The sequence below is a fragment of the Vibrio sp. PSi01 genome (genome assembly GCF_054960695.1).
On sequence record NZ_JBHNYN010000008.1, the window covers coordinates 42,871 to 68,236 of the forward strand.

24 protein-coding genes are annotated in these 25,366 nt (G+C 45.4%); 23 read left to right on the top strand and 1 reads right to left on the bottom strand.

Going from position 1 to position 25,366, the window contains the following annotated elements; translation table 11 throughout:
• Positions 1 to 333: 333 nt before the first annotated feature.
• From rodZ to ureG, 22 genes are all read left to right on the top strand, one after another.
• Entirely contained in the window at positions 334 to 1,269 is a 936-nt protein-coding gene (gene rodZ, locus ACFI6G_RS12900; protein ID WP_010440538.1) for a cytoskeleton protein RodZ, read from the top strand.
• 7 nt (positions 1,270 to 1,276) lie between these two features.
• Positions 1,277 to 2,398, top strand: a complete 1,122-nt coding sequence (gene ispG, locus ACFI6G_RS12905; protein WP_009848294.1) for a flavodoxin-dependent (E)-4-hydroxy-3-methylbut-2-enyl-diphosphate synthase — start codon at positions 1,277 to 1,279, stop codon at positions 2,396 to 2,398.
• A 70-nt stretch (positions 2,399 to 2,468) separates the two neighbouring features.
• Positions 2,469 to 3,737, top strand: coding sequence for a histidine--tRNA ligase (gene hisS / locus ACFI6G_RS12910; RefSeq protein WP_016784836.1), 1,269 nt, complete (start codon positions 2,469 to 2,471; stop codon positions 3,735 to 3,737).
• 79 nt (positions 3,738 to 3,816) lie between these two features.
• Positions 3,817 to 4,431 carry a YfgM family protein gene (locus ACFI6G_RS12915; RefSeq protein WP_010440549.1) on the top strand — a complete coding sequence of 205 codons (615 nt, stop codon included), beginning with the start codon at positions 3,817 to 3,819 and terminating at the stop codon, positions 4,429 to 4,431.
• A gap of 10 nt (positions 4,432 to 4,441) precedes the next feature.
• Positions 4,442 to 5,602, top strand: a complete 1,161-nt coding sequence (bamB, locus tag ACFI6G_RS12920; protein WP_010440552.1) for an outer membrane protein assembly factor BamB — start codon at positions 4,442 to 4,444, stop codon at positions 5,600 to 5,602.
• 158 nt (positions 5,603 to 5,760) lie between these two features.
• Entirely contained in the window at positions 5,761 to 7,242 is a 1,482-nt protein-coding gene (gene der, locus ACFI6G_RS12925; RefSeq protein WP_010440555.1) for a ribosome biogenesis GTPase Der, read from the top strand.
• Positions 7,243 to 7,375: 133 nt separating this feature from the next.
• On the top strand, positions 7,376 to 8,278 hold the full coding sequence (locus tag ACFI6G_RS12930; RefSeq protein WP_016788416.1) for a metal-dependent hydrolase: 903 nt from the start codon (positions 7,376 to 7,378) through the stop codon (positions 8,276 to 8,278).
• A gap of 289 nt (positions 8,279 to 8,567) precedes the next feature.
• Positions 8,568 to 9,572 carry a sensor domain-containing diguanylate cyclase gene (locus ACFI6G_RS12935; RefSeq protein ID WP_016793724.1) on the top strand — a complete coding sequence of 335 codons (1,005 nt, stop codon included), beginning with the start codon at positions 8,568 to 8,570 and terminating at the stop codon, positions 9,570 to 9,572.
• A 40-nt stretch (positions 9,573 to 9,612) separates the two neighbouring features.
• A complete protein-coding gene (locus ACFI6G_RS12940) occupies positions 9,613 to 9,840 on the top strand; it encodes a zinc ribbon domain-containing protein (RefSeq protein ID WP_010440564.1) in 228 nt (75 codons plus the stop codon).
• A gap of 295 nt (positions 9,841 to 10,135) precedes the next feature.
• Complete coding sequence (gene urtA, locus ACFI6G_RS12945; protein WP_010440568.1) at positions 10,136 to 11,422, top strand: urea ABC transporter substrate-binding protein; 1,287 nt, start codon at positions 10,136 to 10,138, stop codon at positions 11,420 to 11,422.
• A 255-nt stretch (positions 11,423 to 11,677) separates the two neighbouring features.
• Positions 11,678 to 13,306, top strand: coding sequence for an urea ABC transporter permease subunit UrtB (gene urtB, locus ACFI6G_RS12950; protein WP_016789118.1), 1,629 nt, complete (start codon positions 11,678 to 11,680; stop codon positions 13,304 to 13,306).
• Between the two features lie 10 nt (positions 13,307 to 13,316).
• Positions 13,317 to 14,498 carry an urea ABC transporter permease subunit UrtC gene (gene urtC, locus ACFI6G_RS12955; protein WP_016767140.1) on the top strand — a complete coding sequence of 394 codons (1,182 nt, stop codon included), beginning with the start codon at positions 13,317 to 13,319 and terminating at the stop codon, positions 14,496 to 14,498.
• Complete coding sequence (gene urtD, locus ACFI6G_RS12960; protein ID WP_016767142.1) at positions 14,495 to 15,337, top strand: urea ABC transporter ATP-binding protein UrtD; 843 nt, start codon at positions 14,495 to 14,497, stop codon at positions 15,335 to 15,337. The genes urtC and urtD overlap by 4 nt, the downstream gene beginning before the upstream one ends.
• Position 15,338: 1 nt before the next feature.
• Positions 15,339 to 16,034 (top strand): urea ABC transporter ATP-binding subunit UrtE, encoded by a 696-nt coding sequence (gene urtE / locus ACFI6G_RS12965; RefSeq protein ID WP_010440573.1) that lies wholly within the window; start codon positions 15,339 to 15,341, stop codon positions 16,032 to 16,034.
• Positions 16,031 to 16,978, top strand: coding sequence for an urease accessory protein UreD (locus ACFI6G_RS12970; RefSeq protein ID WP_016789116.1), 948 nt, complete (start codon positions 16,031 to 16,033; stop codon positions 16,976 to 16,978). Before urtE ends, ACFI6G_RS12970 begins: the two co-directional genes overlap by 4 nt.
• A 133-nt stretch (positions 16,979 to 17,111) precedes the next feature.
• Positions 17,112 to 17,414: an urease subunit gamma gene (gene ureA / locus ACFI6G_RS12975; protein ID WP_004735119.1), complete on the top strand. Its 303-nt coding sequence runs from the start codon at positions 17,112 to 17,114 to the stop codon at positions 17,412 to 17,414.
• Positions 17,415 to 17,425: 11 nt separating this feature from the next.
• On the top strand, positions 17,426 to 17,761 hold the full coding sequence (locus ACFI6G_RS12980) for an urease subunit beta (protein WP_010440579.1): 336 nt from the start codon (positions 17,426 to 17,428) through the stop codon (positions 17,759 to 17,761).
• A gap of 41 nt (positions 17,762 to 17,802) precedes the next feature.
• Entirely contained in the window at positions 17,803 to 19,506 is a 1,704-nt protein-coding gene (gene ureC, locus ACFI6G_RS12985) for an urease subunit alpha (protein ID WP_010440581.1), read from the top strand.
• 115 nt (positions 19,507 to 19,621) lie between these two features.
• Complete coding sequence (ureE, locus tag ACFI6G_RS12990; RefSeq protein ID WP_016767144.1) at positions 19,622 to 20,074, top strand: urease accessory protein UreE; 453 nt, start codon at positions 19,622 to 19,624, stop codon at positions 20,072 to 20,074.
• A gap of 73 nt (positions 20,075 to 20,147) precedes the next feature.
• Complete coding sequence (locus ACFI6G_RS12995) at positions 20,148 to 20,744, top strand: HupE/UreJ family protein (protein WP_016767145.1); 597 nt, start codon at positions 20,148 to 20,150, stop codon at positions 20,742 to 20,744.
• A 41-nt stretch (positions 20,745 to 20,785) separates the two neighbouring features.
• Positions 20,786 to 21,466 carry an urease accessory protein UreF gene (locus ACFI6G_RS13000; RefSeq protein ID WP_016767146.1) on the top strand — a complete coding sequence of 227 codons (681 nt, stop codon included), beginning with the start codon at positions 20,786 to 20,788 and terminating at the stop codon, positions 21,464 to 21,466.
• A 46-nt stretch (positions 21,467 to 21,512) separates the two neighbouring features.
• Complete coding sequence (gene ureG / locus ACFI6G_RS13005) at positions 21,513 to 22,154, top strand: urease accessory protein UreG (RefSeq protein WP_004735125.1); 642 nt, start codon at positions 21,513 to 21,515, stop codon at positions 22,152 to 22,154.
• A 121-nt stretch (positions 22,155 to 22,275) separates the two neighbouring features.
• Here ureG and xseA read toward each other — a convergent pair whose 3' ends face one another.
• Positions 22,276 to 23,622, bottom strand: coding sequence for an exodeoxyribonuclease VII large subunit (xseA, locus tag ACFI6G_RS13010; protein WP_016799843.1), 1,347 nt, complete (start codon positions 23,620 to 23,622; stop codon positions 22,276 to 22,278).
• Positions 23,623 to 23,891: 269 nt separating this feature from the next.
• Here xseA and guaB point away from each other — a divergent pair, with 269 nt between their 5' ends.
• Positions 23,892 to 25,355 (top strand): IMP dehydrogenase, encoded by a 1,464-nt coding sequence (guaB, locus tag ACFI6G_RS13015; protein WP_010440594.1) that lies wholly within the window; start codon positions 23,892 to 23,894, stop codon positions 25,353 to 25,355.
• The last annotated feature ends 11 nt before the right edge of the window (positions 25,356 to 25,366 follow it).

Consider the following 25,366-nt stretch of genomic DNA (forward strand, 5'->3'; position numbering starts at 1 on the left):
CGTCAAATTTTGGACAAAACCATGAGCTGACGGTAAATTTTGTTTAAAGTGTTTTTGCCTTGTAATGGCATTAGCTTATGATTAACTAATCTTAAATTAATTTTAAGTGCTCGCTTGTTACTGATCATCAATATGTCTATTTAGGTTGGCTACTTGATAAACTAGCTTCCTGAGAGCGTCGTTCATAACGGTATGACCGATGTTTGTCTTTAAGGGTTGATGATTTAAGTAACAGGAAAAATTCCACATAAAGTGGGTTGCTAGATTGAGCTTAAACGACAATAAAAACATGCTCTCATCAACCTGCGATAATACTTTAGAAGTTCACTCTCTATGAACACAGAACACGACACAAAAACACCTGAAATAGTTGCACCGACTTTAGAAGCAGGAACACTGCTTAAAAATAAACGTGAATCTCTTGGTTTAACACAAAAGCAGATCTCTGATCGCTTGAAGCTTCGCGTTACTTTGATTCAACAAATCGAAGAAAACCAGTTCGAATCTGACCAAGTGGCAACGTTTATGCGTGGCTACATTCGCTCATATGCGAAGTACGTTAATCTTGATGAGAAAGTGGTTTTAAATGCGCTTCATCATTCTGGTGACGCTCAACATCAAGAACAAGAAATGCTGAGCTTTTCTCGTAAGACCAAAACCGAAAAGCACAATAGCCGTATTATGTTCCTAACTTGGAGTATTTTCGCGGTGATTGTAGGCATGTCTTCATTGTGGTGGTGGCAGAACCAACAGCAAGACACCTTGTCTCAATCTCTGGTTAATACCGAAAGCTCAGAAGAGCTAATGGTCGATGAGTCGCTAGACCCTGAATTAACGTCATTAGAAGTGATTGAAGCTGAACAAAACACAGAGACATCTTTTGTTACTGAAAACTCTGATGATCTGACTTCTACAAATACAGCTGAAACTTCAGAAACTATTGAACCAGTTGAACAGATGGAAGAAGCACAACAAGCTGCAGACGTCGCTTCTGTTACGGCAGAATTAGAAACGGTAGCTCCAGAATCTGTGGTTAACGAGCTAGTGATGCAGTTTTCTGCTGATTGCTGGATCCAAGTGAAAGATGCTTCGGGTAAAACGTTGTCTACTGGCATCAAAAAAGCAGGCCAGACCTTAAATCTTTCTGGAGCTGCACCATATAAAGTGATTCTGGGTGCGCCTGAAGGCGTATCGATGACATTTGCAAGTGAACCTGTCGACCTTTCTGGGTATACTTCAGGCAAAGTAGCTAGAATAACCTTACCTTAGAGTTAATATGCAACACGAATCTCCTATTATTCGTCGCAAATCAACCCGTATTTATGTGGGTGATGTGCCGATCGGTGATGGTGCACCAATTGCTGTGCAATCCATGACCAACACAAGAACAACTGATGTAGCCGCGACCGTTGCTCAAATTCGAGCTTTGGAAAAAGTGGGTGCTGATATCGTTCGCGTATCTGTTCCTACTATGGATGCCGCTGAAGCGTTTAAGTTAATCAAGCAGCAAGTATCTGTTCCTTTGGTTGCTGATATTCATTTCGACTACCGTATCGCCCTTAAAGTGGCTGAATATGGCGTTGACTGTTTGCGTATCAACCCTGGTAACATCGGTAATGAAAGTCGTATCCGCTCCGTTGTTGATTGTGCTCGCGATATGAATATTCCGATTCGTATTGGTGTTAACGGCGGCTCTCTTGAAAAAGAGATCCAAGAGAAATACACAGAACCGACAGCCGAAGCGCTTGTTGAATCCGCAATGCGTCACGTCGATATCCTAGACCGTTTGAACTTTGATCAATTTAAAGTCAGCGTTAAGGCTTCTGATGTCTTCCTCGCCGTCGGCTCTTACCGTTTGCTGGCTAAGCAGATTGACCAACCACTTCACCTTGGTATCACCGAAGCGGGCGGTGCTCGTGCTGGCTCTGTGAAGTCAGCTGTGGGTCTAGGTATGCTTCTTTCTGAAGGTATCGGTGACACGCTGCGTATCTCGCTAGCGGCAGATCCTGTTGAAGAGATCAAAGTTGGCTTTGATATTCTTAAATCTTTGCGCATTCGCTCGCGTGGCATCAACTTCATTGCGTGCCCGAGCTGTTCTCGTCAAGAGTTCGATGTTATTAACACCGTTAACGCCCTTGAAGAGCGCTTAGAAGACGTTATTACCCCAATGGACGTATCAATCATCGGTTGTGTGGTTAACGGCCCTGGTGAAGCTGAAGTGTCTCACTTAGGTTTAGCCGGTAGTGCACGTAAAAGTGCCTTCTACGAAGACGGTAAGCGTCAGAAAGAGCGCTTCGACAACGATGATCTTGTCGACAAACTTGAAGCTAAGATTCGTGCAAAAGCGTCAGTGCTTGATAAAGCAAATCGCATTGATGTAGAAAACTTAGAAGATTAATACAACGCGATGGGGTGTGACTGTCTATTCGCACTAACACCTGGTCGTGAGAAATTACGGAATAAATACTGTGGCTAAAAATATCCAAGCAATTCGAGGCATGAACGACTGCCTTCCAACTCAATCACCACTGTGGCAGAAAGTAGAAAGCGCAGTTAAAAACGTGGTGAGTGCATACGGTTACAACGAAGTACGTATGCCTATCGTTGAAGAAACAAACCTATTTAGCCGTGCCGTTGGTGAAGAGACAGACGTTGTTTCTAAAGAGATGTACACCTTTGACGACCGCAATGGCGATAGCCTAACGCTGCGTCCAGAAGGCACAGCTGGTTGTGTACGTTCATGTATTCAAAATAGCCTTATCAACCGTGATGAACAGCGCCTATGGTACATGGGCCCGATGTTCCGCCACGAGCGTCCTCAAAAAGGTCGTTACCGTCAATTCCACCAATGTGGTGTTGAAGTGTTTGGCTTAGACGGTCCAGACGTTGACGCAGAACTTATCATGATGACAGCTCGCCTATGGCGTGAGCTAGGTATCGATAAGCACGTTCGCCTAGAGCTAAACTCCATCGGTTCTCAAGAAGATCGCGTAAGCTACCGCACTGCGTTAGTGGCTTTCCTTGAGCAACACATTGATGTGCTAGATGATGATTGTAAACGTCGTATGCACACTAACCCTCTACGTGTACTTGATACTAAGAACCCTGATGTTCAAGCTATCTTAGGTGACGCACCTCGACTATCTGAATATCTAGGTGAAGAATCGAAGCAACATTTTGCTGGTTTGTGTGAACTTCTTGACGCTGTTGGTATCGAATACCAAGTTAATGAGCGTCTAGTACGCGGCCTAGATTACTACAACCGTACCGTATTTGAGTGGATCACAGACAGCCTTGGTGCTCAAGGTACAGTATGTGGCGGCGGCCGTTACGATGGTCTTGTTGAGCAACTGGGCGGAAAAGCAACCAATGCAGTTGGCTTCGCAATGGGTCTAGAGCGTCTGGTTCTGATGATGGAAACGCTAGAACTAACAGAAGTTCGCCGTAGCGTTGATGTTTACATGGTTGCGGCTGGCGAAGGCACTATGATCGCAGGCATGCAACTAGCGAATCAATTACGCGACACTGTAGAAGGCGTGCGTGTGATGAACCACTTTGGTGGTGGTAACTTCAAGAAGCAATTCAAACGTGCTGACAAAGTAGGTGCCGTTGTGGCGCTAGTGCTTGGTGAGAACGAAGTTGCTGATAATACCGTTGTACTAAAAGATTTGGTTGGCGGCGAGCAAGAAACCGTGTCTCAAGCGGAAGTTGCAGAGAAAGTTGCTGCGCTAATCTAATTAGCCATTGAGCAAACGCTCATAATGAATATTAACGTCAGCACTATGCTGGCGTTTAAAGAATTAAAGAGGACAGGAAGTGGAACTTTACGATAGCGAAGAGCAACAGGTTGAAGCCATTAAAGATTGGTGGAAAGAGAACGGTAAAGCCGTAATCTTTGGTGCGGTTATTGGTTTAGGTGGTCTATTTGGTTGGCGCTATTACCAAGATTCAGTCCTTGAAGCGCGTGAAGCTGCTTCAGAAAGCTACACCTCTGTCATTTCAGCTCTTGATGCTAAGGGCGTTGATGCTCAATCTGACATTCAAGCTTTCATCGACGCAAATAAAGACGCTGAGTATTCCGTTCTTGCTGCTATGCAACTAGCAAAAGCACAAGTACAAGCGGGCGAACTTGCAGCGGCACTTGAACAGCTTGAGTGGGCAAAATCGGCAACTAAGGATGCGGCTCTAGCGCCACTTCTTACTTACCGTGTTGCACGTATCAAAGCTGAGCAAGGTGAATTTGACGCAGCATTGACTGATCTTGAAGCGATGACTGACGAATCCTGGAAAGGCCGTGTTGCTGAACTACGTGGTGACATTTCACTTCGTAAAGGCGATACAGACGCAGCATACAGTGCTTACACAGAAGCACAGCAAGCTGTTGATGCTAGCCAAACGCTTCAAATCAAACTTGACGACCTAGCTAAATAAGGCGCTTTGAATGAAGAAGATGTTTCCCAAAGCGGCGTTGTGTGCGATTGCTCTTGGCCTGTTAGCAGGCTGTGCGGGTGAAGAAGACACAGTCATTATGGCTCCAGTACCAACAGTAAATAGCGAGTTCACTCCTAAACAGGAATGGTCTACGTCAGTTGGTGATGGTGTTGGTCACTACTTTTCAAAACTATCGCCAGAACTGGCGTACGACAAAGTATTTGTTGCAAGCCGCGAAGGTTTGGTTAAAGCGCTTGATCCTGAAACGGGTAAAGAGCTCTGGAAAGTCGATCTAGAGAAAGACGTACTGGCTCGTTTATCGGGTGGCTTAACGGCGGCTTACGGCAAAGTATTTGTTGGTTCTGAGAATGGCGAAATGATCGCGTTGGACGAATCGACGGGTGAAGAGCTATGGCGTGTTTCAGTGAATGGCGAGGTGCTTGCATCCCCAGCGACTGAAAACAATATGGTACTGGTTCATACTAGTCGCGGCATGATGATTGCTCTAGACCAAGAGACCGGTGAGCAAAAGTGGACAATCAGCACTGAAGTTCCAAGCCTAACACTCCGTGGTGACAGTACGCCTGTTGCTGTTTCTGGTGGTGTTTTCTGGGGTACGGCAAATGGTCGTCTAGCTGCCGCTATTGTTGACCGTGGCCAGCTTATTTGGCAACAGCCAGTAGGTACGCCAAAAGGCGCAACGGAAATTGATCGCTTAGTGGATGTTGATGCATCTCCAGTTGTTCTTGGTGGTACTTTGTATACCGTTGGTATCAATGGTCAATTGATTGCTATCGATCTTCGAGCTGGCAAGCCAATTTGGAAACGTAACTATTCGTCAGCGATTGATCTCGCGAGTGATGGCAGTCGTTTGTTTGTGGTTACCGATAAAGACCATGTGGTTGCAGTTGATGCTCGTAGTGGTACTGAACTTTGGAGCACTCCATTGTTAGAAAACCGCTTACTGACAGCACCTGCTATTATTAATGGTTATGTTGTCGTGGGTGACACCGAAGGTTATCTGCACTGGTTAGATCGTTCATCTGGTGAGTTTGTTGCTCAACAGTTAGTCGATGATAGCGGCTTTGCGGTTGCACCAATTGAATTGCCTGAAGGCTACTTAGTGACGACTCGCAATGGCGATGTAAAGAAACTAACGATTAGCCAATAAAAGCGTGATACAATTCACAGTCGGCTCCTGGTTGGTAACAGCCAGGAGCCGTTTTGTTGTTAAAAATTAATAAACCGTGTGGTTATAGGTAAGAGTTTAAACTTGCGAACAAGTGCTTACCTATAACTACATTTAGAGAAGAAATTGTAGAGGTTGTTATGGTACCTGTTGTTGCTCTAGTAGGGCGTCCGAACGTAGGTAAATCTACGTTATTTAACCGATTGACTCGAACTCGTGATGCATTGGTTGCGGATTTTCCTGGCTTAACGCGTGACCGTAAATACGGTCATGCTCATTTTAGCGAGCATGACTTTATTGTTATTGACACTGGTGGTATCGACGGTACCGAAGAAGGTGTTGAAACTAAAATGGCTGAACAGTCGCTAGCGGCGATTGATGAAGCTGATGTCGTTCTATTTATGGTAGATGGCCGTGCTGGTCTAACACCTTCAGACGTAGCGATTGCTAAGCACCTTCGTCAACTAGAAAAGCCTTCAATGCTAGTAGTAAACAAGGTTGATGGTATTGACCCTGATGCGGCAAGTGCTGACTTCTGGCAACTAGGTGTAGAAGACATGTATCAGATCGCTGCTGCGCACGGTCGTGGTGTAACAGCGTTGATTGATCTTGCTCTTAACCCATTTGCGGAAGCGCTTAAAGCTGAGAATGGCGAAGTAAGCGATTTGACTGAGTTTGAAGACGAAGAAGAAGAGCAAGTTGATTTCACTGAAGAAGAAGCGGAAGAAGAATTCAAGCGCCTTCAAGATCAACCGATCAAGCTAGCGATCATTGGCCGTCCTAACGTAGGTAAATCAACATTAACTAACCGTATTCTTGGTGAAGAACGTGTTGTTGTTTACGATATGCCGGGCACAACCCGCGACTCTATCTACATTCCAATGCAGCGTGATGAGCGTGAATACGTTCTAATTGATACTGCGGGTGTTCGTCGTCGTAAAAATATCAACGAAACGGTTGAGAAGTTCTCAGTGGTTAAAACACTGAAAGCGATTGAAGATGCAAACGTTGTATTGCTGCTTATCGATGCTCGCGAAAACATCTCCGATCAAGATCTAAGCTTGTTAGGCTTTGCATTGAACGCGGGTCGTTCAATTGTTATTGCAGTAAACAAATGGGATGGCCTAGATAACGACGTTAAAGATCGCGTTAAGAAAGAATTAGACCGTCGTTTAGGTTTCGTTGATTTCGCACGTATTCACTTTATTTCTGCACTTCATGGTACAGGCGTTGGTCACTTGTTTGAGTCTGTTCAAGAGGCTTACAAGTCAGCAACGACTCGTGTTGGTACTTCTGTGCTAACTCGTATCATGAAAATGGCAACCGATGATCACCAACCGCCTATGGTTCGTGGCCGTCGTGTGAAACTGAAATACGCGCACGCTGGTGGCTACAACCCACCTATTATCGTTATCCACGGTAACCAAGTTCGCAACTTGCCAGATTCATACAAGCGATTCTTGATGAACTACTATCGTCGTTCACTAGAGATTATGGGTACACCTATTCGCATTCAATTCCAGAACAGCGAGAACCCATTTGAAGCGAAAACAAACAAGCTGACAATCTCTCAAGAACGTAAACGTAAGCGCATGATGAGCATGGTTAAAGGTCGTAAGTAAACCTTTCCAATAGATTTGATACCCGAGCCTGTCTCGGGTATTTTTTTAAGCAAAATTCACGTTAAGCCACAAAGACACATTTTTGTTTCGCTGTGGCTTAACGAATCAGACTCGATTTCAAAAGAAGAACAATATGACCACTAGCGATTTGATTACACAAGCTGAAGCAATCCCACCAACCATTACTCAATTTTGTCATAAAGCGTGGCAACTTACGGCGAAAGCGCTGTATGTAGAAAGCGACAGCAGTAAAACTTACCTGATCACTGATGTGACGCCTTTTCATCCTGTGAGTCATATTTGGCCCGATCACCCAGCAGACCAAGGCTTCGTCAATGTTGGTAACGAGCAATATCCTGTGGAAGACTGCCTTGTTGGTGCAATAGAACAATCTACTGGAAAACTTCACATCGCAGCCGATATTCCTGTTAAACGTGATACGGAAGGCTGGGCGTTTGTGGTTGTCCACCAGCTACCTGTATTAGTTTCTATGATTAATGTTAACGATGAAGTGCTGTTGTCGGTTGATAAAGAGTACCAAGCCAGTTTGAGCCGAGGTCACAGTGCTGGCCACATTGCTTTCTTAGCGTTGAATAAAGTATTGGCTGAGAGCTACTGGCGGAAAGATGCCGACAGAAAAGATCCGCTCGGCAGTTACGACTTTAATAGCTACGCACAAGTGACTAGCTTTGTGACTCCTGAGTTGTGTACTGATAAGTATCGTTTGGGCAAAACCCTGAAGAAGCGTGGTTTGAACGTAGCAGATATGCTAACCAATATTGATGGTATCGAAGCTGACATCAATCAGATGATTAAAGGTTGGCTCGCAGATTCGACGCCAGTGGCAATGAGATTGGAAGGCGAGGCATTAACAGACTCTCGCTATTGGGAATGGCAATTGGATAGCGATACTTTAGTGTCGATTCCGTGTGGTGGTACTCACATAGATAATACTTCAGAGCTTGGGGCGTTATCGGTTAAGTTAACTCAGCTAGATGAGCAACATATTGAAATGCTAACGCATGTAATTCGATGATTTCGGTTACAGATCGAAATTACTTATTCTGTTTAACCTGTTTTTATATGTAATTATCAAAATAAATAACCATTTAAAATTGAAATGCAGCACATGTAACTTATGCTTTCGGTGTGTGGTGATATAAATATTCTTTTTGGGGTAGATCGCTGATCAAAATAGATAAAGCAAAAGATCAACCTATGATCTTCGATTGTGTGTTGTGGTTATTTAGTGTGTTATTATTAACCAACAGCAAGCTTGCATAAGAACAGGCTGCACCCGACTACACAATTGAAAGCTTTAGTGAATGGAACAACAATTTTTATTAGAAGGCCACCGAGCAGTGAATCGTTTGCTTCGAAAGCTTGCACTTGGAATGGATCGTAAGGATTTAAACCATAAGATCATTCAGCTTACAGAGCAGCTTTTTGGGCAACGTATGGCCTCAATATTACTGCTTAACTCAAAGTCGAACACTTTACACATCGAATGCGCGCCTAACTTGCCCGATTTTTATAATCAGCAGATAGAAGGTATTGGAATTGGCGTTGGTATTGGTTCTTGTGGAGAGGCTGCTGCGCTTAAGAAAGCTGTTATGGTCTCTGATATTAATACTCACTCAAATTGGGCGCCTTTCTTAACCTTGACCAATCAAGCCAACTTACACGCTTGTTGGTCGGTGCCCATCATCTCTTCGCATGGCCACGTGCTAGGTACATTTGCGATTTACAGCCGATGCATTTCAGAACCTCATGAATTTGAACTCGAGATCTTGGAGCTGCTTGCTTCTTTGTATTCAGTAGCGCTAGAGAAATACGAGCTAGAGAATCAACTCAACTTTTTTGCCAGTCATGATTCGCTGACGCATTGCTTGAACCGCCGAGCATTGTTAAGTGAAGCTAAGAAGGTTTTAGTTAAACGATGTTTTGCGGACAAAGTGATGGCCTGCCTGTTTGTTGATGTTGATAAATTCAAGTTAATCAACGATACGTATGGCCATAGCTTTGGCGATGATGTTCTGTTAGCCGTTGCAAAAGTTCTCGATGAAGCGACTACGGCATGTGCCAAGGTAGGTCGTTACGGCGGTGACGAGTTTGTAGTGTTTTCTTGCTTTGATACCGAACAAAAAGTGTCAGACTTTTATCACAGCTTAGAAAAAGCGTTGGATAAAGCTCTCTATATTAATGGCGTTCAGTTTTCAGTCAGTGTTGGGATTGCTTGTGAAAAGTCGCCTAAAGGGCTCGATCAGTTGATTGCGTCAGCTGACAAAAGCATGTATCAAATCAAGCAAGCCAAGGCGAAGAAAGAGTAGATTGCTTATTAGTACTGAAAGTAAAAAGTTAGGATTTCCTATGAGTGAAAATATCTGCCCTAAATGCCAGTCAGAACTTAGCTGGGATGGTAAATACCACTGTGAAAGCTGCCAAGATCACTTTACAAAAGTGGGCTTTTGTCCTGAGTGCAGCAGCCAATTAGAGAAGCTTCAAGCTTGTGGGGCTGCGAGCTATTTCTGCAATGGTGATTGTAACGAGCTTAAATCTAAGTCGAGAGTGAAATTCGAGTTTCAACAAGCCGAATAGTCTTACCTCTCAATGGCAAGACGATAATCTGAGGTGTTTTTTGTAGGTCTAGTATGAAAATATTGGGCCTTTTTTGTATTTAGCGAATATGCGTGTGTCATCTTGGTTCAATCTTATCGTCACTGCACCAGCATGAAACATAGTAACCTTGTCGCTATGCACTGCATTGGTGTTAACTTAGTTAAAGTACTATTAAATACAAAGGCTTAAAACTTTGTTGGTTATGTTTTAAGTTTGGCACTCTTCTTGTAACTCTGTAATTGAATAACAAAAATACAACTATGGAGTAACAATCATGAACAAGGTGTTCAATTTATCGCTAGCTGCACTGTGTACAACACTTTCATTTTCTTCTGCAACAGTGCTTGCGGCTGACGATACCATTAAAGTCGGCGTTCTACATTCATTGTCAGGCACTATGGCGATCAGTGAAACAACGCTAAAAGATACCGTTCTTATGCTCATCGACGAGCAAAACAAAAAAGGTGGCTTACTTGGTAAGAAGCTTGAGCCTGTAGTTGTTGACCCTGCGTCAAACTGGCCGTTGTTTGCTGAGAAAGCACGTGAGCTTATCGAGAAAGAAAAAGTGGATGTGGTATTTGGTGGTTGGACATCGGTATCACGTAAATCCATGCTGCCAGTTTTTGAAGAGCTAAACAGCATCCTTTTCTACCCAGTACAGTATGAAGGCGAAGAGTCCTCTAAAAACGTTTTCTACACCGGTGCTGCGCCAAACCAACAAGCGATTCCTGCCGTTGATTACTTAATGGATGAACTTGAAGTGGAACGTTGGGTGCTTGCAGGTACCGATTACGTTTATCCACGTACCACCAATAAGATCTTAGAGGCCTACCTAAAAAGTAAAGGTGTCGCAGAAGAAGACATCATGATCAACTACACACCGTTTGGTCATTCTGATTGGCAATCTATTGTTTCAGATATCAAGAAGTTTGGTGAAGCTGGTAAGAAAACCGCCGTTGTATCTACTGTGAATGGCGATGCAAACGTACCTTTCTATAAAGAGCTTGGTGCTCAAGGTGTTTCATCTGAAGACATTCCAGTGATTGCATTCTCGGTTGGCGAAGAAGAGCTATCGGGCATGGATACTGAACCTCTAGTGGGTCACTTAGCGGCATGGAACTATTTCATGAGCGTCGATACCGAAGTCAATGAAGAGTTCGTTGAAACATGGCAGTCATTCATTAAGAGTGACAAACGTGTAACGAATGACCCGATGGAAGCACACTATATTGGTTTCAATATGTGGGCTCAAGCTGTGACTAATGCGGGCACAACCGATGCTGAAGCGGTGCAAGATGCATTGATTGGTGTGTCTGTTCCAAACCTATCTGGTGGCTACTCAACCATGCTACCAAACCACCACATAACTAAACCTGTATTGATTGGTGAGATTCAAGATGATGGCCAGTTTGACATCGTTTGGGAAACCACAGGCCTTGTTGCAGGTGATGCTTGGTCTAACTACTTACCTGAATCAGCAAAACTATTCTCTAGTTGGTCTAAGCCATTCTCATGTGGTGCGTTCAACGTTGAAACTAAAAAGTGTTCTGGTGGTAACTAGAGTTATTCGCTCTTAGCTGATAACTAGTTACTGGTTATCAGCTTTCGTTACTGGTTATCAGCTTTCGTTACTGGGTGTTAGCTATTACCGGTAACTACTAGCTATGAATATTGAGCCTTCTCTTTAGGGAAGAGTGCTTCTGCATGGAGGCGCAACGAAAGAGAAGGCTCAAATTAGTTTCAAGTCACAACAACTATCCAAACATCCACCAAGTAAAAAATAACAATATCTAACTTGTTGGTTAAGGAAGCAGGGATGAAGAACGTATTAAACGTATTTAAGGCGCTGTTGCTCATGGCTATCAGTGCTCAGTTGGCTTTTGCTGGAATAACGGATGAAGCTAGCTTTACCAAGGCGCTAGTTGGTAAAAAAACATCGGATAAAGAGCTAGCCATCGATTGGATCATTGAGACACAAACGGAAGACGTGTCGAAGGCTATTTTAGATGGATGGTTAAACGGCAATCTCTATTACTTCAATGATAAAAAAAACGAACATTATAAACAGCTCTATCTCATTCAAAACACCAAAACAGCCACTTCAGCTCAGTCTGTATGGGATGAATCAACTCTCAATATCGACAATGCTAAGCTGTTTAAAAAGGTGCGCGTAAACAACAAACTTCGCGGGATCTTACGGGGTGAAATTGCCTCTATTGGATTAAATAGCAGTAACCCAGATGTGCGTTATCAAGCGGTTCTCGATCTACTGGGAACTAAGGATGCCACTATCATCGATCGTTTATCCGAACTTAGAGAAAATGAGACCGATGGTAAAGTCGCTGAACTAATGGATTTGTCATTAGCTATTTTTACCTCGCTTGATAACAGTGCAACAACTGAAGCTCGAGTAACATCGATTGAACGAGTGGGCGACTTTAAGCATTCAGTCGTTCTAAAAACACTGAACCAACTACTTAACGGTGAGCAAGAACCAAGCATTTTGGCTGCAACAGAGCGTGCGATGGACGATTATCAACAAAGCCAAGCTCTGTACTCAGGTGTTGAAACCGTATTCTTTGGCTTGAGTTTAGGTTCGGTATTGGTACTAGCGGGCATTGGCTTAGCGATCACCTTTGGTGTGATGGGCGTTATCAACATGGCTCATGGTGAGCTGATCATGATTGGCGCTTACACCACCTATGTATTGCAACTTCTGATGCCGAATCATATTGGTTTAGCGCTAATACTTTCTATTCCTGCAGCATTCATCGTTTCGGGCTTAGTGGGTATTGCGATTGAGCGAAGCGTGATTCGTCACCTTTATGGGCGTCCATTAGAAACCTTGCTCGCCACCTTTGGTATCAGCTTAATCTTACAGCAAGCCGTTCGCTCTATTTTCTCTCCGCTGAACCGATCAGTGAGTACACCTGAATGGATGTCTGGTGCGCTTCAATTGAATCCTATGCTATCGCTGACTTATAACCGTCTTTACATCATCTTGTTCTGTGGCTTGGTGTTTATGGGGTTATTGATGGTTCTGAAAAAGACACCGTTAGGCCTTCAGGTTCGTGCCGTTTCTCAAAACCGTGGTATGGCTCGTGCGATGGGGATTCGATCGGAACGTGTTGATGCGATGACCTTCGGTTTAGGCTCTGGCGTCGCAGGTGTTGCGGGTGTAGCGCTTTCTCAACTGACTAACGTTGGCCCAAATATGGGGCAGGCGTACATCATTGATTCTTTCATGGTGGTGGTGTTTGGCGGGGTTGGCAATTTATGGGGCACACTAGTCGCAGGGCTCAGCCTTGGCTTATTTAATAAGATTTTAGAACCATGGGCTGGTGCGGTTCTCGCCAAGATCCTAGTACTGGTTTTCATCATTCTGTTTATTCAAAAACGTCCACGCGGACTATTCCCGCAACGTGGCCGTGCGGCTGAAGGTTAAGGACAACATCATGCAGTCTAAATCATTTGTACTTTCGGCGATGCGTGGTGACAAAGGTGGTCAACTGACCATCCTTGCCATTCTTGCGGCCGTCATTCTTATTCCGCTGGCTAACACCATGTTGCCAAGTGGACACCCGCTTCATGTTGAGACTTTTACAATCTCATTAATGGGCAAATACCTGAGTTACGCAATGTTGGCGTTGGCGCTCGATCTTGTGTGGGGCTACCTCGGAATCTTGAGTCTAGGCCATGGCGCTTTCTTTGCGCTTGGTGGCTATGCGATGGGCATGTACTTAATGCGCCAGATTGGTGACCGTGGGGTATATGGTGACCCAATCCTACCTGACTTCATGGTGTTTCTTGATTGGTCGGCGTTGCCATGGTTCTGGCAGGGCTTTGATCAGTTCTGGTTCGCCTGCCTAATGGTGGTGTTGGTACCGGGCGCATTGGCTTATTTGTTCGGTTATCTGGCTTTCCGTTCTCGAGTGTCAGGGGTGTATCTTTCTATCATGACTCAAGCGTTAACTTACGCATTGATGCTGGCGTTTTTCCGCAACGAAATGGGCTTTGGTGGTAACAATGGATTGACGGACTTTAAAGACATCATCGGTCTGAGCTTGCAAAGTGATGCAGTCAAGATAGGTCTGTTTGTTGCGACTGGTATTGCGCTAATCCTCAGCTACATCGCGTGTCGCATGGTGGTGACCAGTCGATTAGGGCGAGTGGCTTTAGCGATTCGTGATACTGAATCTCGCACTCGATTCATGGGTTACGACGTCGATGGTATCAAGCTGTGGGTCTTCGTTCTGTCTGCGGTTATCGCGGGTATTGCTGGTGCTTTATATGTGCCTCAAGTCGGTATCATCAACCCGGGAGAGTTTGCTCCGCTTAACTCGATTGAGATAGTGGTTTGGGTTGCCTTGGGTGGTCGTGCCACTCTGTTTGGTGCCATCGTTGGTGCCCTGATCATCAACTACGCCAAGAGTTGGTTTACGGTTGAATTCCCAGAGGTGTGGTTATTCGCCCTAGGTGGTCTATTTGTACTTTCAACCATGTACTTCCCACAAGGTGTGATTGGCTTTGTTAGCGAGAAATGGCAACAACTGCGTAAGGCGTCGGGTTCACGAGGCAAGGGACAAGGAAAATCAGATAAGGATGATCAGTCAGAAAACAAGGAGGTGATCGTATGACCACATTTAGTAACGTTAAGGAATCGGTTCAAGCCTTCACTCGCCGAGACGAAGTCTTTGATTACCTCAAGCCTGATGTTCATCCTGCCATCGATACCCGTCATAACGTGTTGTTGTACGTGGAAGGCGTTAACAAAAACTTCGATGGTTTCCAAGCGATCAACGACCTCAATCTTTATATCAAAGAAGGCGAACTGCGCTGCATCATCGGTCCTAATGGCGCGGGTAAAACCACTATGATGGATATCATTACGGGTAAAACAAAGCCAGATACTGGTGATGTGTGGTTAGGCTCGAACATTAACTTATTGAAGATGAATGAAGCAGAAATTGCCAATGCTGGAGTTGGGCGTAAGTTTCAAAAACCGACCGTGATTGAATGTCTAACCGTTTGGCAAAACCTTGAATTAGCCATGGCGGGCGACCGCTCTGTTTGGTCTACTTTCACTGCGGTGATGTCTGGTGAGCAGAAGGACAAGCTCACCTCGGTACTTGAACTTATTCACCTAAAAGACGAAGCCGCCAACTTGGCTGGCAATCTCTCTCACGGACAAAAGCAGTGGTTAGAGATCGGCATGTTATTGATGCAGAACCCCAAGCTGTTACTGGTGGATGAGCCCGTTGCAGGTATGACTCACCAAGAGATGGATCGTACATCGGAGTTACTTAACTCACTGGCAGGCAAACACTCTGTAGTCGTGGTTGAACACGATATGGATTTCGTTCGTTCAATCGCTAGCCATGTCACCGTACTTCATCAAGGTCACGTGTTGGCCGAAGGCACCATGGATCAAGTGCAAGCTCACCCTGAAGTTAAACAAGTTTATCTCGGAGAATAGGATGCTAGAGGTTAAATCAGTTAATCAATATTACGGTGAGAGCCACACATTGTGGGATTTAGACATGCAGATCCCAGAAGGCAAATGCACGGTATTGATGGGACGCAATGGCGTTGGTAAAACGACTCTTCTGCAATGCATCATGGGGCTAGTTAAAGTCAAAAGTGGTGACATTTCGTTATCGGGTGAATCGCTTTTGAAAACCGATGCCGAAGATCGTGCTCGCCAAGGAATCGGTTATGTGCCGCAGGGACGTCAGATCTTTCCGATGCTTACTGTGCAAGAAAATCTAGAAGTCGGTTTGCCGATTCGCGACAAGGGTGACCGTAAGATCCCAGAATTTATCTTCGATATCTTCCCTGTATTAAAAGAGATGCTGCATCGACGTGGTGGCGACTTATCTGGTGGTCAGCAACAACAGCTCGCGATTGGTCGTGCGTTGGTGGTTAACCCTAAGCTATTGATCTTGGATGAACCGACAGAAGGTATTCAGCCCAATATCGTGCAAGAGATTGGCGACATCATTCGTATGCTTAACGAGAAGATGGGACTCACGGTTCTGCTTGTAGAGCAAAAGCTACCATTTGCGAGAAAGGTTGGTGATCGCTTCTGCATTCTTGACCGTGGACGTCAGGTCGCGGAAGGAGAAATGAAAGGGCTCAATGAATCCTTGATCAAGGAGTACCTGACCGTATGAGTGCTTTATTTTCTTTGAGCGAAGAAAGGGACGCTTCTCTAACCGAGGCTTTGTCTCTGAATGAAACCATTGAACAAGATATTCGAGACGGCTGGCAGGCGAGCTTAAACCTCACCTTTGTCGACCGTGGTGATAAAACCGTTTTAAAGAATCGTCAGCAGTCTGGTCCGCTTGCGGTGCAACGCCCCTTGTATCCTGATGGGGAAACGTGTCACACCTACTTACTCCATCCCCCCGGCGGAGTAGTAGGTGGTGACACTCTCAACATTGAAGCGACCATAGAAAGTGGCGCTCATGCGCTAATTACCACCCCCGGTGCCACTAAGTTTTATCGTTCTAATAATAAGTACGCCAAGCAGAAGCAGACCTTGCGAGTGAAGAAAGATGCACGCTTGGAATGGATGCCGCAAGAGAACATTTTTTTCCCTAATGCACACGTACGTTTAGACACTGAAATTCGGCTAGAAAAGGGCGCACAGTTTTGGGGTTGGGAGATGCACTGTTTTGGGCGACCTGCACAGAATGAGGGATTTGAGCATGGTCACCTTGTAGGGAAAACAGAAATCTATCTTGATAATCAAAGGCTTCTCACTGAAGGTTTTAATTTTCATGGTGGCGATAAGTTAATGATAAATATGGGGTTACTTGATTTCTCAATGATGGGAACCTTTTATCTTACGTTAAATGAGAAGCAAGATTTAGAGTTGGTACAGAGCTTGCTCTTATCTATTACACAGCAAGCTTCACAGCAATCAGTCACATCGAAAGTGCCGAATGAGCCCACATTAATAATGGGTGCGACGCAAATAGAGGGATTGATTGTGGTGCGAGCCTTGGGTAATTGGAGTGAAGACATCCTCCAAGCCTTTGGTCAGATATGGCAAGCAACTCGCTCTCATTTGTGTGGTAAGACTCCTGATTTACCAAGGATTTGGGCGACTTAGCGATTAGCCCTTTTTGTACCGAGGGCGACTTCCGGCCCTCGGTACATTTTTTAAAGCTTGCTGTGTTTGAATCCCACTTACTGCTCATCCGTTTTTGAGCACTAAGAAAACAACACTAACAGCGGGCGGCTAAATGGAATTAACACCAAGAGAAAAAGATAAGCTACTTATCTTCTGTGCAGGAATGCTGGCACAGCAGCGCAAACAAAAAGGCTTAAAACTCAACTATCCAGAATCTATTGCACTGATCAGCAGTGCCATTCTCGAAGGTGCCCGCGAGGGTAAAACCGTTTCAGAGTTGATGGATTTTGGACGCACACTTCTTACTGTCGATGACGTTATGGAGGGGATCCCTTCCATGATCCCTGATGTACAAGTCGAAGCCACTTTTCCTGATGGCACCAAGTTGGTGACCGTTCATGAACCTATCGTGTAGGGAGAAGTAAGATGGCTGGTTCCACAAAAAAATACTCAGGTTTCGTTCCCGGCAAAGTAGAAACCGCTCCCGGTGACATCACCTTAAATGAAGGTCGCGAGACAACGTCAGTTAAAGTTCAAAACATTGGCGATCGTCCTATTCAAATTGGCTCTCATTACCACTTCTATGAAGCAAATCCTTCGCTGATCTTTGATAGAGAAACCACTAAAGGCTTTCGACTCAATATCCCTGCGGGCACTGCAACTCGATTCGAGCCGGGTCAGTCGCGTAGCGTCGAGTTAGTACGTTATGCCGGTAAGTTAGAAATTTACGGCTTCCAAGGAAAGGTGATGGGCAAGCTTTAAGAGCTCCTCACGGAAATAATTAAAACAACAAAGGATTGATCATGGCGACGATATCCAGACAGGCTTACGCCGAAATGTTCGGGCCAACAGTTGGAGACCGAGTGCGTCTTGCTGACACCGATTTATGGTTAGAAGTTGAAAAAGATTACACCGTTTACGGCGACGAAGTGAAATTCGGCGGTGGCAAAGTCATCCGTGATGGACAAGGGCAAAGCCAACGTCCAAGTGCTGAGACACCGGATTTGGTGATTACCAACGCCATCGTATTAGACTACTGGGGCATCGTGAAAGCCGATGTCGCAATTAAAGATGGCCGAGTTCAGGCATTAGGTAAAGCGGGCAACCCAGATGTTCAACCGGGTGTTGATATTGTGATTGGCCCAGGCACCGAAATTTTAGCCGGTGAAGGCTCTATTCTGACGGCTGGTGGCATTGATTCACACATCCACTTTATCTGCCCGCAACAAATTGAAGAAGCGCTAGCTTCAGGTGTTACCACCATGATTGGCGGTGGCACTGGGCCAAATACGGGTACTAACGCAACCACATGTACGCCAGGGCCTTGGAACATGCACCGCATGTTGGAATCACTCGATCAATTCCCAATGAACTTTGGTTTGTTAGGTAAAGGTAATGCAAGTCAGCCAGAAGCTCTACGCGAACAAGTCGCAGCAGGTGCAGTCGGTTTGAAGTTGCACGAAGACTGGGGAACAACCCCCGCTTCAATCGATACCTGCTTAAGTGTTGCTGACGAGATGGACGTACAAGTTGCGATTCATACCGACACTCTGAATGAATCTGGTTTTGTTGAATCGACACTTGGCGCAATCGGTGACCGCGTGATTCATACATATCACACCGAAGGTGCGGGTGGTGGTCACGCTCCTGATATTATTCGTGCTGCAGGTGAACCGAATGTTCTGCCTTCTTCGACTAACCCTACACGACCTTACACCATAAACACCGTCGATGAGCATTTGGACATGTTGATGGTATGTCACCACCTTTCCCCGTCTATTGCTGAAGATGTGGCGTTCGCCGAGTCGCGTATTCGTCGTGAAACCATTGCCGCTGAAGACATTCTTCATGATTTAGGTGCGTTTTCTATGATCGCTTCGGATTCTCAAGCGATGGGGCGAGTGGGTGAAGTAATAACTCGAACTTGGCAAACCGCGCACAAGATGAAAGTTCAGCGCGGTAGCCTAAAAGAAGATTCAGACTACAGCGATAACTTCCGTCTAAGACGTTATGTCGCTAAGTACACCATCAACCCTGCGATTACTCATGGTATGTCTCATGAAATCGGTTCTATCGAAGCCGGAAAATTAGCAGACTTAGTGTTGTGGAAGCCCGCTTTCTTTGGTGTGAAACCAAGCGTGATTTTGAAAGGCGGCATGATCGCCATGGCACCAATGGGTGATCCCAATGCTTCTATCCCAACCCCTCAGCCAGTTCACTATCGCTCTATGTTTGGTAGCTATGGCAAGGCGTGTCAGAACACATCGATGTTGTTTGTTTCCAAGGAAGCCAAGGCGCAGAACATCGATAAGCAGTTGGGGCTGCAGAGTTTGATTGGCGTAGTGAGCAACTGCCGAAACATCAGTAAAGCTGACATGAAGCTTAACGATTGGATGCCGAAGATTGAGGTCGACTCTCAGACTTATCAAGTGCGCGCTGATGGCGAGCTGCTTACGTGTGAACCTGCTGAAGAACTGCCAATGGCTCAAAGATATTTTCTATTTTAATAGCTCGGCTGAAGGCTCTTATCTTAGACCTTTAGCTGAAGCTCGTGTTTTAGCTCTTGGCTGAGGGCTCTTATTTTGAACGTTATAAATCTCACAAGGAGATTGAGGTAATAGCATGATTGAACTAACTCATATTCAAGAGGAGTTAAACACGACTCCTGATGGCTTTCTAAGTCTACCGATCGATAGTCGTATTAAGAGTCGTCTTAAAGTCACACTCGATGACGGGCGCAATGCAGGGCTGTTTCTACCACGAGGTCATATCTTGCGTGGCGGTGAACAACTCTCAAGTGAATGTGGCTTGGTCGTGGAAGTGAAAGCGGCACCTGAAACCGTTTCGACTGTTTACTGTGAAGATCTGCTCCTACTAACGCGAGTGGCTTACCACCTTGGCAATCGACATGTTCCGTTGCAAGTGGAAGCTGGCTGGGTTCGTTATCAACACGACCATGTTTTGGATGAAATGGTTGAAGGCTTAGGCGCTAAAGTGACCACCGAGACACAACCGTTTGAACCTGAAGGCGGCGCTTATGGTGGTCGCTCGGGTGGTCATCACCACCATCATTAATCGAGTCATTTGAGACTCACCCATTTATAGATACAACCACGATATTAATAACTATAAACGCAAGGAACTCGCGATGAACTTTAAAACAGCTGCAGGCTTATGTACTTTCACAATAGCTTCTCTAACAACATCGACATTGGCATTGGCTCATCCAGGTCATGGATCTCACTCGGTTCATGAGTCTCACTCATTTATGTCTGGCTTAACTCACCCTGTGACAGGCATGGATCACCTGATCATGCTGATCGCTTTTGGTCTATTAATTGGCGCACTGTCATTTTCAACCAAGATCAAAGCAGCTTTGATTGGTGGTGGATTAGTATCGTTAATGCTTGGTCTTATCGCAGGCCAAGCCTTGGGTTTCTCTGTGATTGTTGAACCAGCGATCATCGCTTCTCTGTTTGTAGTTAGTTTATGTTTATGGCATGTATTCTCACCATCAACTAAGCGTGTAAACAGTGTATTAGGGGCTTCGATTGGTATGTTGTTTTTCCATGGTTACGCACACGGTGTTGAGGCGGCAAGTAATCTGACTCAGTTTGCAGCAGGCATGGGCATCAGTGCTTTGGCATTAATGGTTATCGGCACTTTGGTTGGCCGTGCGGTTTACTCTAAATGGCTGTCGGTTGGCGTGGCTTCAGCAAGCGCACTATTGATTTTAGGCGCGTAAGCTCTCGAACTTTTTGATTCTAGAAGGCAGAGAGCAAGAGTATGACCAAAACAGAAAATATCGCTATTTATCGTCTCTTTCAATTGATCAGTCCATCGTTGCCGATTGGTGGTTTCACTTATTCGCAAGGGCTAGAGCTTGCTGTAGAAGCGGGGTGGGTGACCGATCGCAACAGCATGGAACAGTGGCTCAATACCATCGTCAGTTCCAGTGTCGCGACTTTGGAATTGCCCATCTTAGAGCGCCTTTATCACGCGCTAGAAAAAGGCGAGCTCGATGAGATTGAGCACTGGTGTAACTATTTGTACTCAAGTCGTGAAACCAGTGAATTGCGAGCGGAAGAGAAACAGCGTGGACAAGCCTTGAATACTCTGTTGAAGCGTTTAGACATCGATATTTCGTTGGTGGACTCTGTTGATAGTCATCCTAACCAACTGTTGGGCATGTGTATGGCTGCTCAACATTGGGGCATTGATTTAGAAAGTCTCAAGCAAGGTTATTTATGGAGTTGGCTTGAAAACATCGTTACCGCAGGGGTCAAGTTAGTGCCTTTAGGTCAAACCGATGGTCAGTTGGCACTGATTAATATCACCAACACGTTTCCCGAGATCATTGAGAAAGCACGCACGATAGAAGATTGGATGATAGGCAGCTTTTCGCCATCAATGGCATTAGCAAGTTCACTGCACGAAACACAATATACGAGACTATTTCGTTCGTAGCGGTCAGCACAAGCGATGTAGTAAAAAGAATATAAGGAAGTAGACAATGGAAAGTTATAAGCAACCCCTTCGAATTGGTATTGGCGGCCCGGTAGGCTCTGGTAAAACAGCCTTGTTAGAGGTGCTATGTAAGGCGATTCGCGACAAGCTAAACATTGCCGTAGTAACCAACGACATCTACACCCAAGAAGATGCCAAGATACTCACACGTGCTGAAGCTCTCGAACCTGACCGCATCATTGGCGTAGAAACCGGTGGTTGTCCGCACACGGCTATCCGTGAAGATGCGTCGATGAACTTAGCTGCCGTAGAGGAGCTTGCTAAGCTACACAAGAACCTCGATGTGGTATTCGTCGAAAGCGGTGGTGACAACCTCAGTGCCACGTTCAGTCCTGAGTTAGCCGACCTTACTATCTACGTGATTGATGTTGCTGAAGGGGAGAAGATCCCACGTAAAGGTGGCCCAGGTATTACACGATCTGATCTGTTGGTTATCAATAAAATCGATTTAGCACCGTATGTTGGCGCGTCACTTGAGGTGATGGAGCAAGATACGCAGCGCATGCGTCCAACCAAACCATACGTGTTCACCAACCTAAAAGAGAGCCAAGGTTTGGACTTCATCATCAACTTTATTGTGACGGAAGGTATGCTGACTATGAAGGAGCCTTCTACGACTGAGTCGTGAATCATGAATAGGGAGTAGAGTTTAAATCCGTTCGCTTTCTAATTTATTAGACACAAAAAAGCCCTGTCGATTATCGATAGGGCTTTCTGATTTTAAAGGGCTTTTAACGTTCGAGTCGAATCTAAAGCTCGCTCTTAGCGACTCTTGTTGTCACTTGTGACTCAATCACGCCATCTTCAACTTGAGTGGTGATCACTTCACCTGGTTCGACATCGTTAATTGATGACACGGTATTGCCCGATGTTGAATGGGTAATGCTGTAGCCTCGCTTCAAGGTTGCCAGTGGGCTCACTGTCTCTAACTTCTCTGCAGCCATGGCTAGCTGGTGGCGAGTGGTTAGCAGTGTTTTATCCATCGCATCCAATAGCTTCTGTTCTGAGCGTTGTAGATGCAACTTCTGTTCGCCAAGGCGCTTCACTGGCGAGTTCAACTGAAGCTGATGTTGTTTACGTTCAACACGCTGTGCATGCTGCTTTAGGTATTGAGCCATACCACGACGTAAGCTCATGTCTAAGTCATCAAGCTGCTGACTCTGTTTTTGCAGTTGGTAGCTAGGGTGTTGTTTCTCTAAGCGGTATTTCAACGTTTGAGTTGATTGCGCTTGTTTGATTAGTACATGACGAATTGCACTGACTAAGCGAGCGCGTTTAGAGACAAAAGCTTGTTCTTTATGACTGTTATCACGGCTAACCAGTTCGGCTGCTGCTGACGGTGTTGGTGCACGCATATCTGCGACGAAATCAGCTATAGTGACGTCAATTTCGTGGCCAACTGCGCTGATAATCGGGATCTGGCTTGCTGCAATTGTGCGAGCAACGATCTCGTTATTAAAGCACCATAAGTCTTCTAATGAACCGCCGCCACGACCCACGATCAACACATCACATTCATTGCGTTCGTTAGCTCGTCCAATCGCTTGAGCTATCTGAATTGCAGCCTCTTCGCCTTGAACCATGGTTGGGTAAACCACAACAGGTAATGAAGGATCGCGTCTTTTCAGTACATCAAGGATGTCAAACAGTGCAGCACCGGTTTTTGAGGTGATCACGCCAACGCGCTTTGGGTGTTCAGGAAGCGGTTGCTTGCTTGATTGAGCAAATAATCCTTCTGCGGCGAGGTTCATCTTAAGCTTTTCAAACTCTTGTTGAAGCTTACCATCACCTTCTGGCTGCATGCTTTCGATGATTAGCTGATAGTCACCACGCGGCTCATAAAGAGACAGACGTGCTTTGACTAAAACTTGATTACCGTTCTGAGGCTTAAAAGTCACACGACGGTTATTGCCACGAAACATAGCGCACTTAACTTGAGCGCGAGAGTCTTTAAGGGTGAGGTACCAGTGACCAGAGACAGGTGCAGAGAAGTTTGAGATTTCACCAACGAGCCAGACTATCCCCATTTCGTTTTCTAATAGGAGACGAACCTCTGAGTTGAGGCGAGAAACAGTAAAGATGTTTGGATTAGTCATAGAAGCACTATCTTTCCTTGAAGGAAGGTCTTTCTTGGAATCTCACAGGGCGTGAGTATGGAAGATAGCGGCAATATAATACATAGCAAGGGGGTAAATGCAAATTAAAAATACAAAAATGTGTAGCCAAGCGATTTCGTTGGCCGTATAATCCGTCCGCAATATCTAATCCAAATGCAGTTTAATTTTCCTTAATTGGCTGCCCTCATTAGGCGAAACGATGAGATTGGATTGTTTCTTTTTACTCCTATTATTGTGAGATATTGCAAATGCTAAGAATTGCCAAAGAAGCGCTGACATTCGACGACGTACTGCTAGTGCCAGCACACTCCACCGTTCTCCCTAATACAGCTGATCTTCGCACTCAGCTGACGAAGAATATTTCCTTAAACATCCCTATGATCTCTGCATCGATGGATACTGTGACAGAAGCTCGCCTAGCGATTGCACTGGCACAAGAAGGCGGAATCGGCTTCATTCATAAGAACATGTCTATTGAACAGCAAGCTGAAATGGTTCGCCAGGTTAAAATTTACGAAGCAGGTGTGGTTTCTCACCCTGTTACTGTAAACCCTGACGCGACAATCGCTGATGTTGTAGCTCTTACTCAAAAACACGGCTTCGCTGGTTTCCCTGTTGTTACTGAAACAAACGAACTTGTTGGTATTATTACTGGCCGTGACGTTCGCTTTGTGACTGACCTTTCTAAGAAAGTTGACGTAGTAATGACACCTAAAGCTCGCCTTGCTTCTGTTAAAGAAGGTGCAACTCGTGAAGAAGTTCAAGAGAAAATGCACGAAGCGCGTGTTGAGAAAGTTCTTGTTGTAAATGATGACTTCCAACTTACTGGAATGATCACTGCAAAAGATTTCCACAAAGCAGAACGTAAACCAAACGCTTGTAAAGATGAGCGCGGCAGCCTACGTGTAGGTGCAGCTGTTGGTGCTGGTGCTGGTAACGAAGAGCGCGTTGCTGCTCTTGTTGAAGCTGGCGTAGACGTTCTACTTATCGACTCTTCACACGGTCACTCTGAAGGCGTACTTAACCGTATCCGCGAAACTCGTGCTGCCTACCCTGATCTACAAATCATCGGTGGTAACGTAGCAACTGGCGCTGGCGCTCGTGCTCTTATCGAAGCGGGTGTAAGTGCAGTTAAAGTGGGTATCGGCCCGGGTTCAATCTGTACGACTCGTATCGTTACTGGTGTTGGTGTTCCTCAAGTAACAGCAATCGCAGACGCAGCTGAAGTAGCAAACGAATACGGTATTCCAGTAATCGCAGATGGCGGTATCCGCTTCTCTGGTGATATCTGTAAAGCGATCGTTGCTGGCGCATCTTGTGTGATGGTTGGTTCAATGTTCGCGGGTACTGAAGAAGCACCGGGTGAAGTTATCCTTTACAACGGTCGTTCTTACAAGTCTTACCGTGGTATGGGTTCTCTTGGCGCTATGTCTCAAGGTTCTTCTGACCGTTACTTCCAATCTGACAACGCTGCAGACAAGCTTGTTCCAGAAGGTATTGAAGGTCGTATCGCATACAAAGGTCGTCTAAAAGAGATCGTTCACCAACAGATGGGCGGTTTACGCTCAAGCATGGGCCTAACGGGTTCTGCAACTGTTGAAGACATGCGTACTAAAGCTGAGTTTGTTCGTATCTCAGGTGCGGGCATGAAAGAATCTCACGTACACGATGTTCAAATCACGAAAGAAGCACCTAACTACCGTTTAGGTTAATAATACGTCCA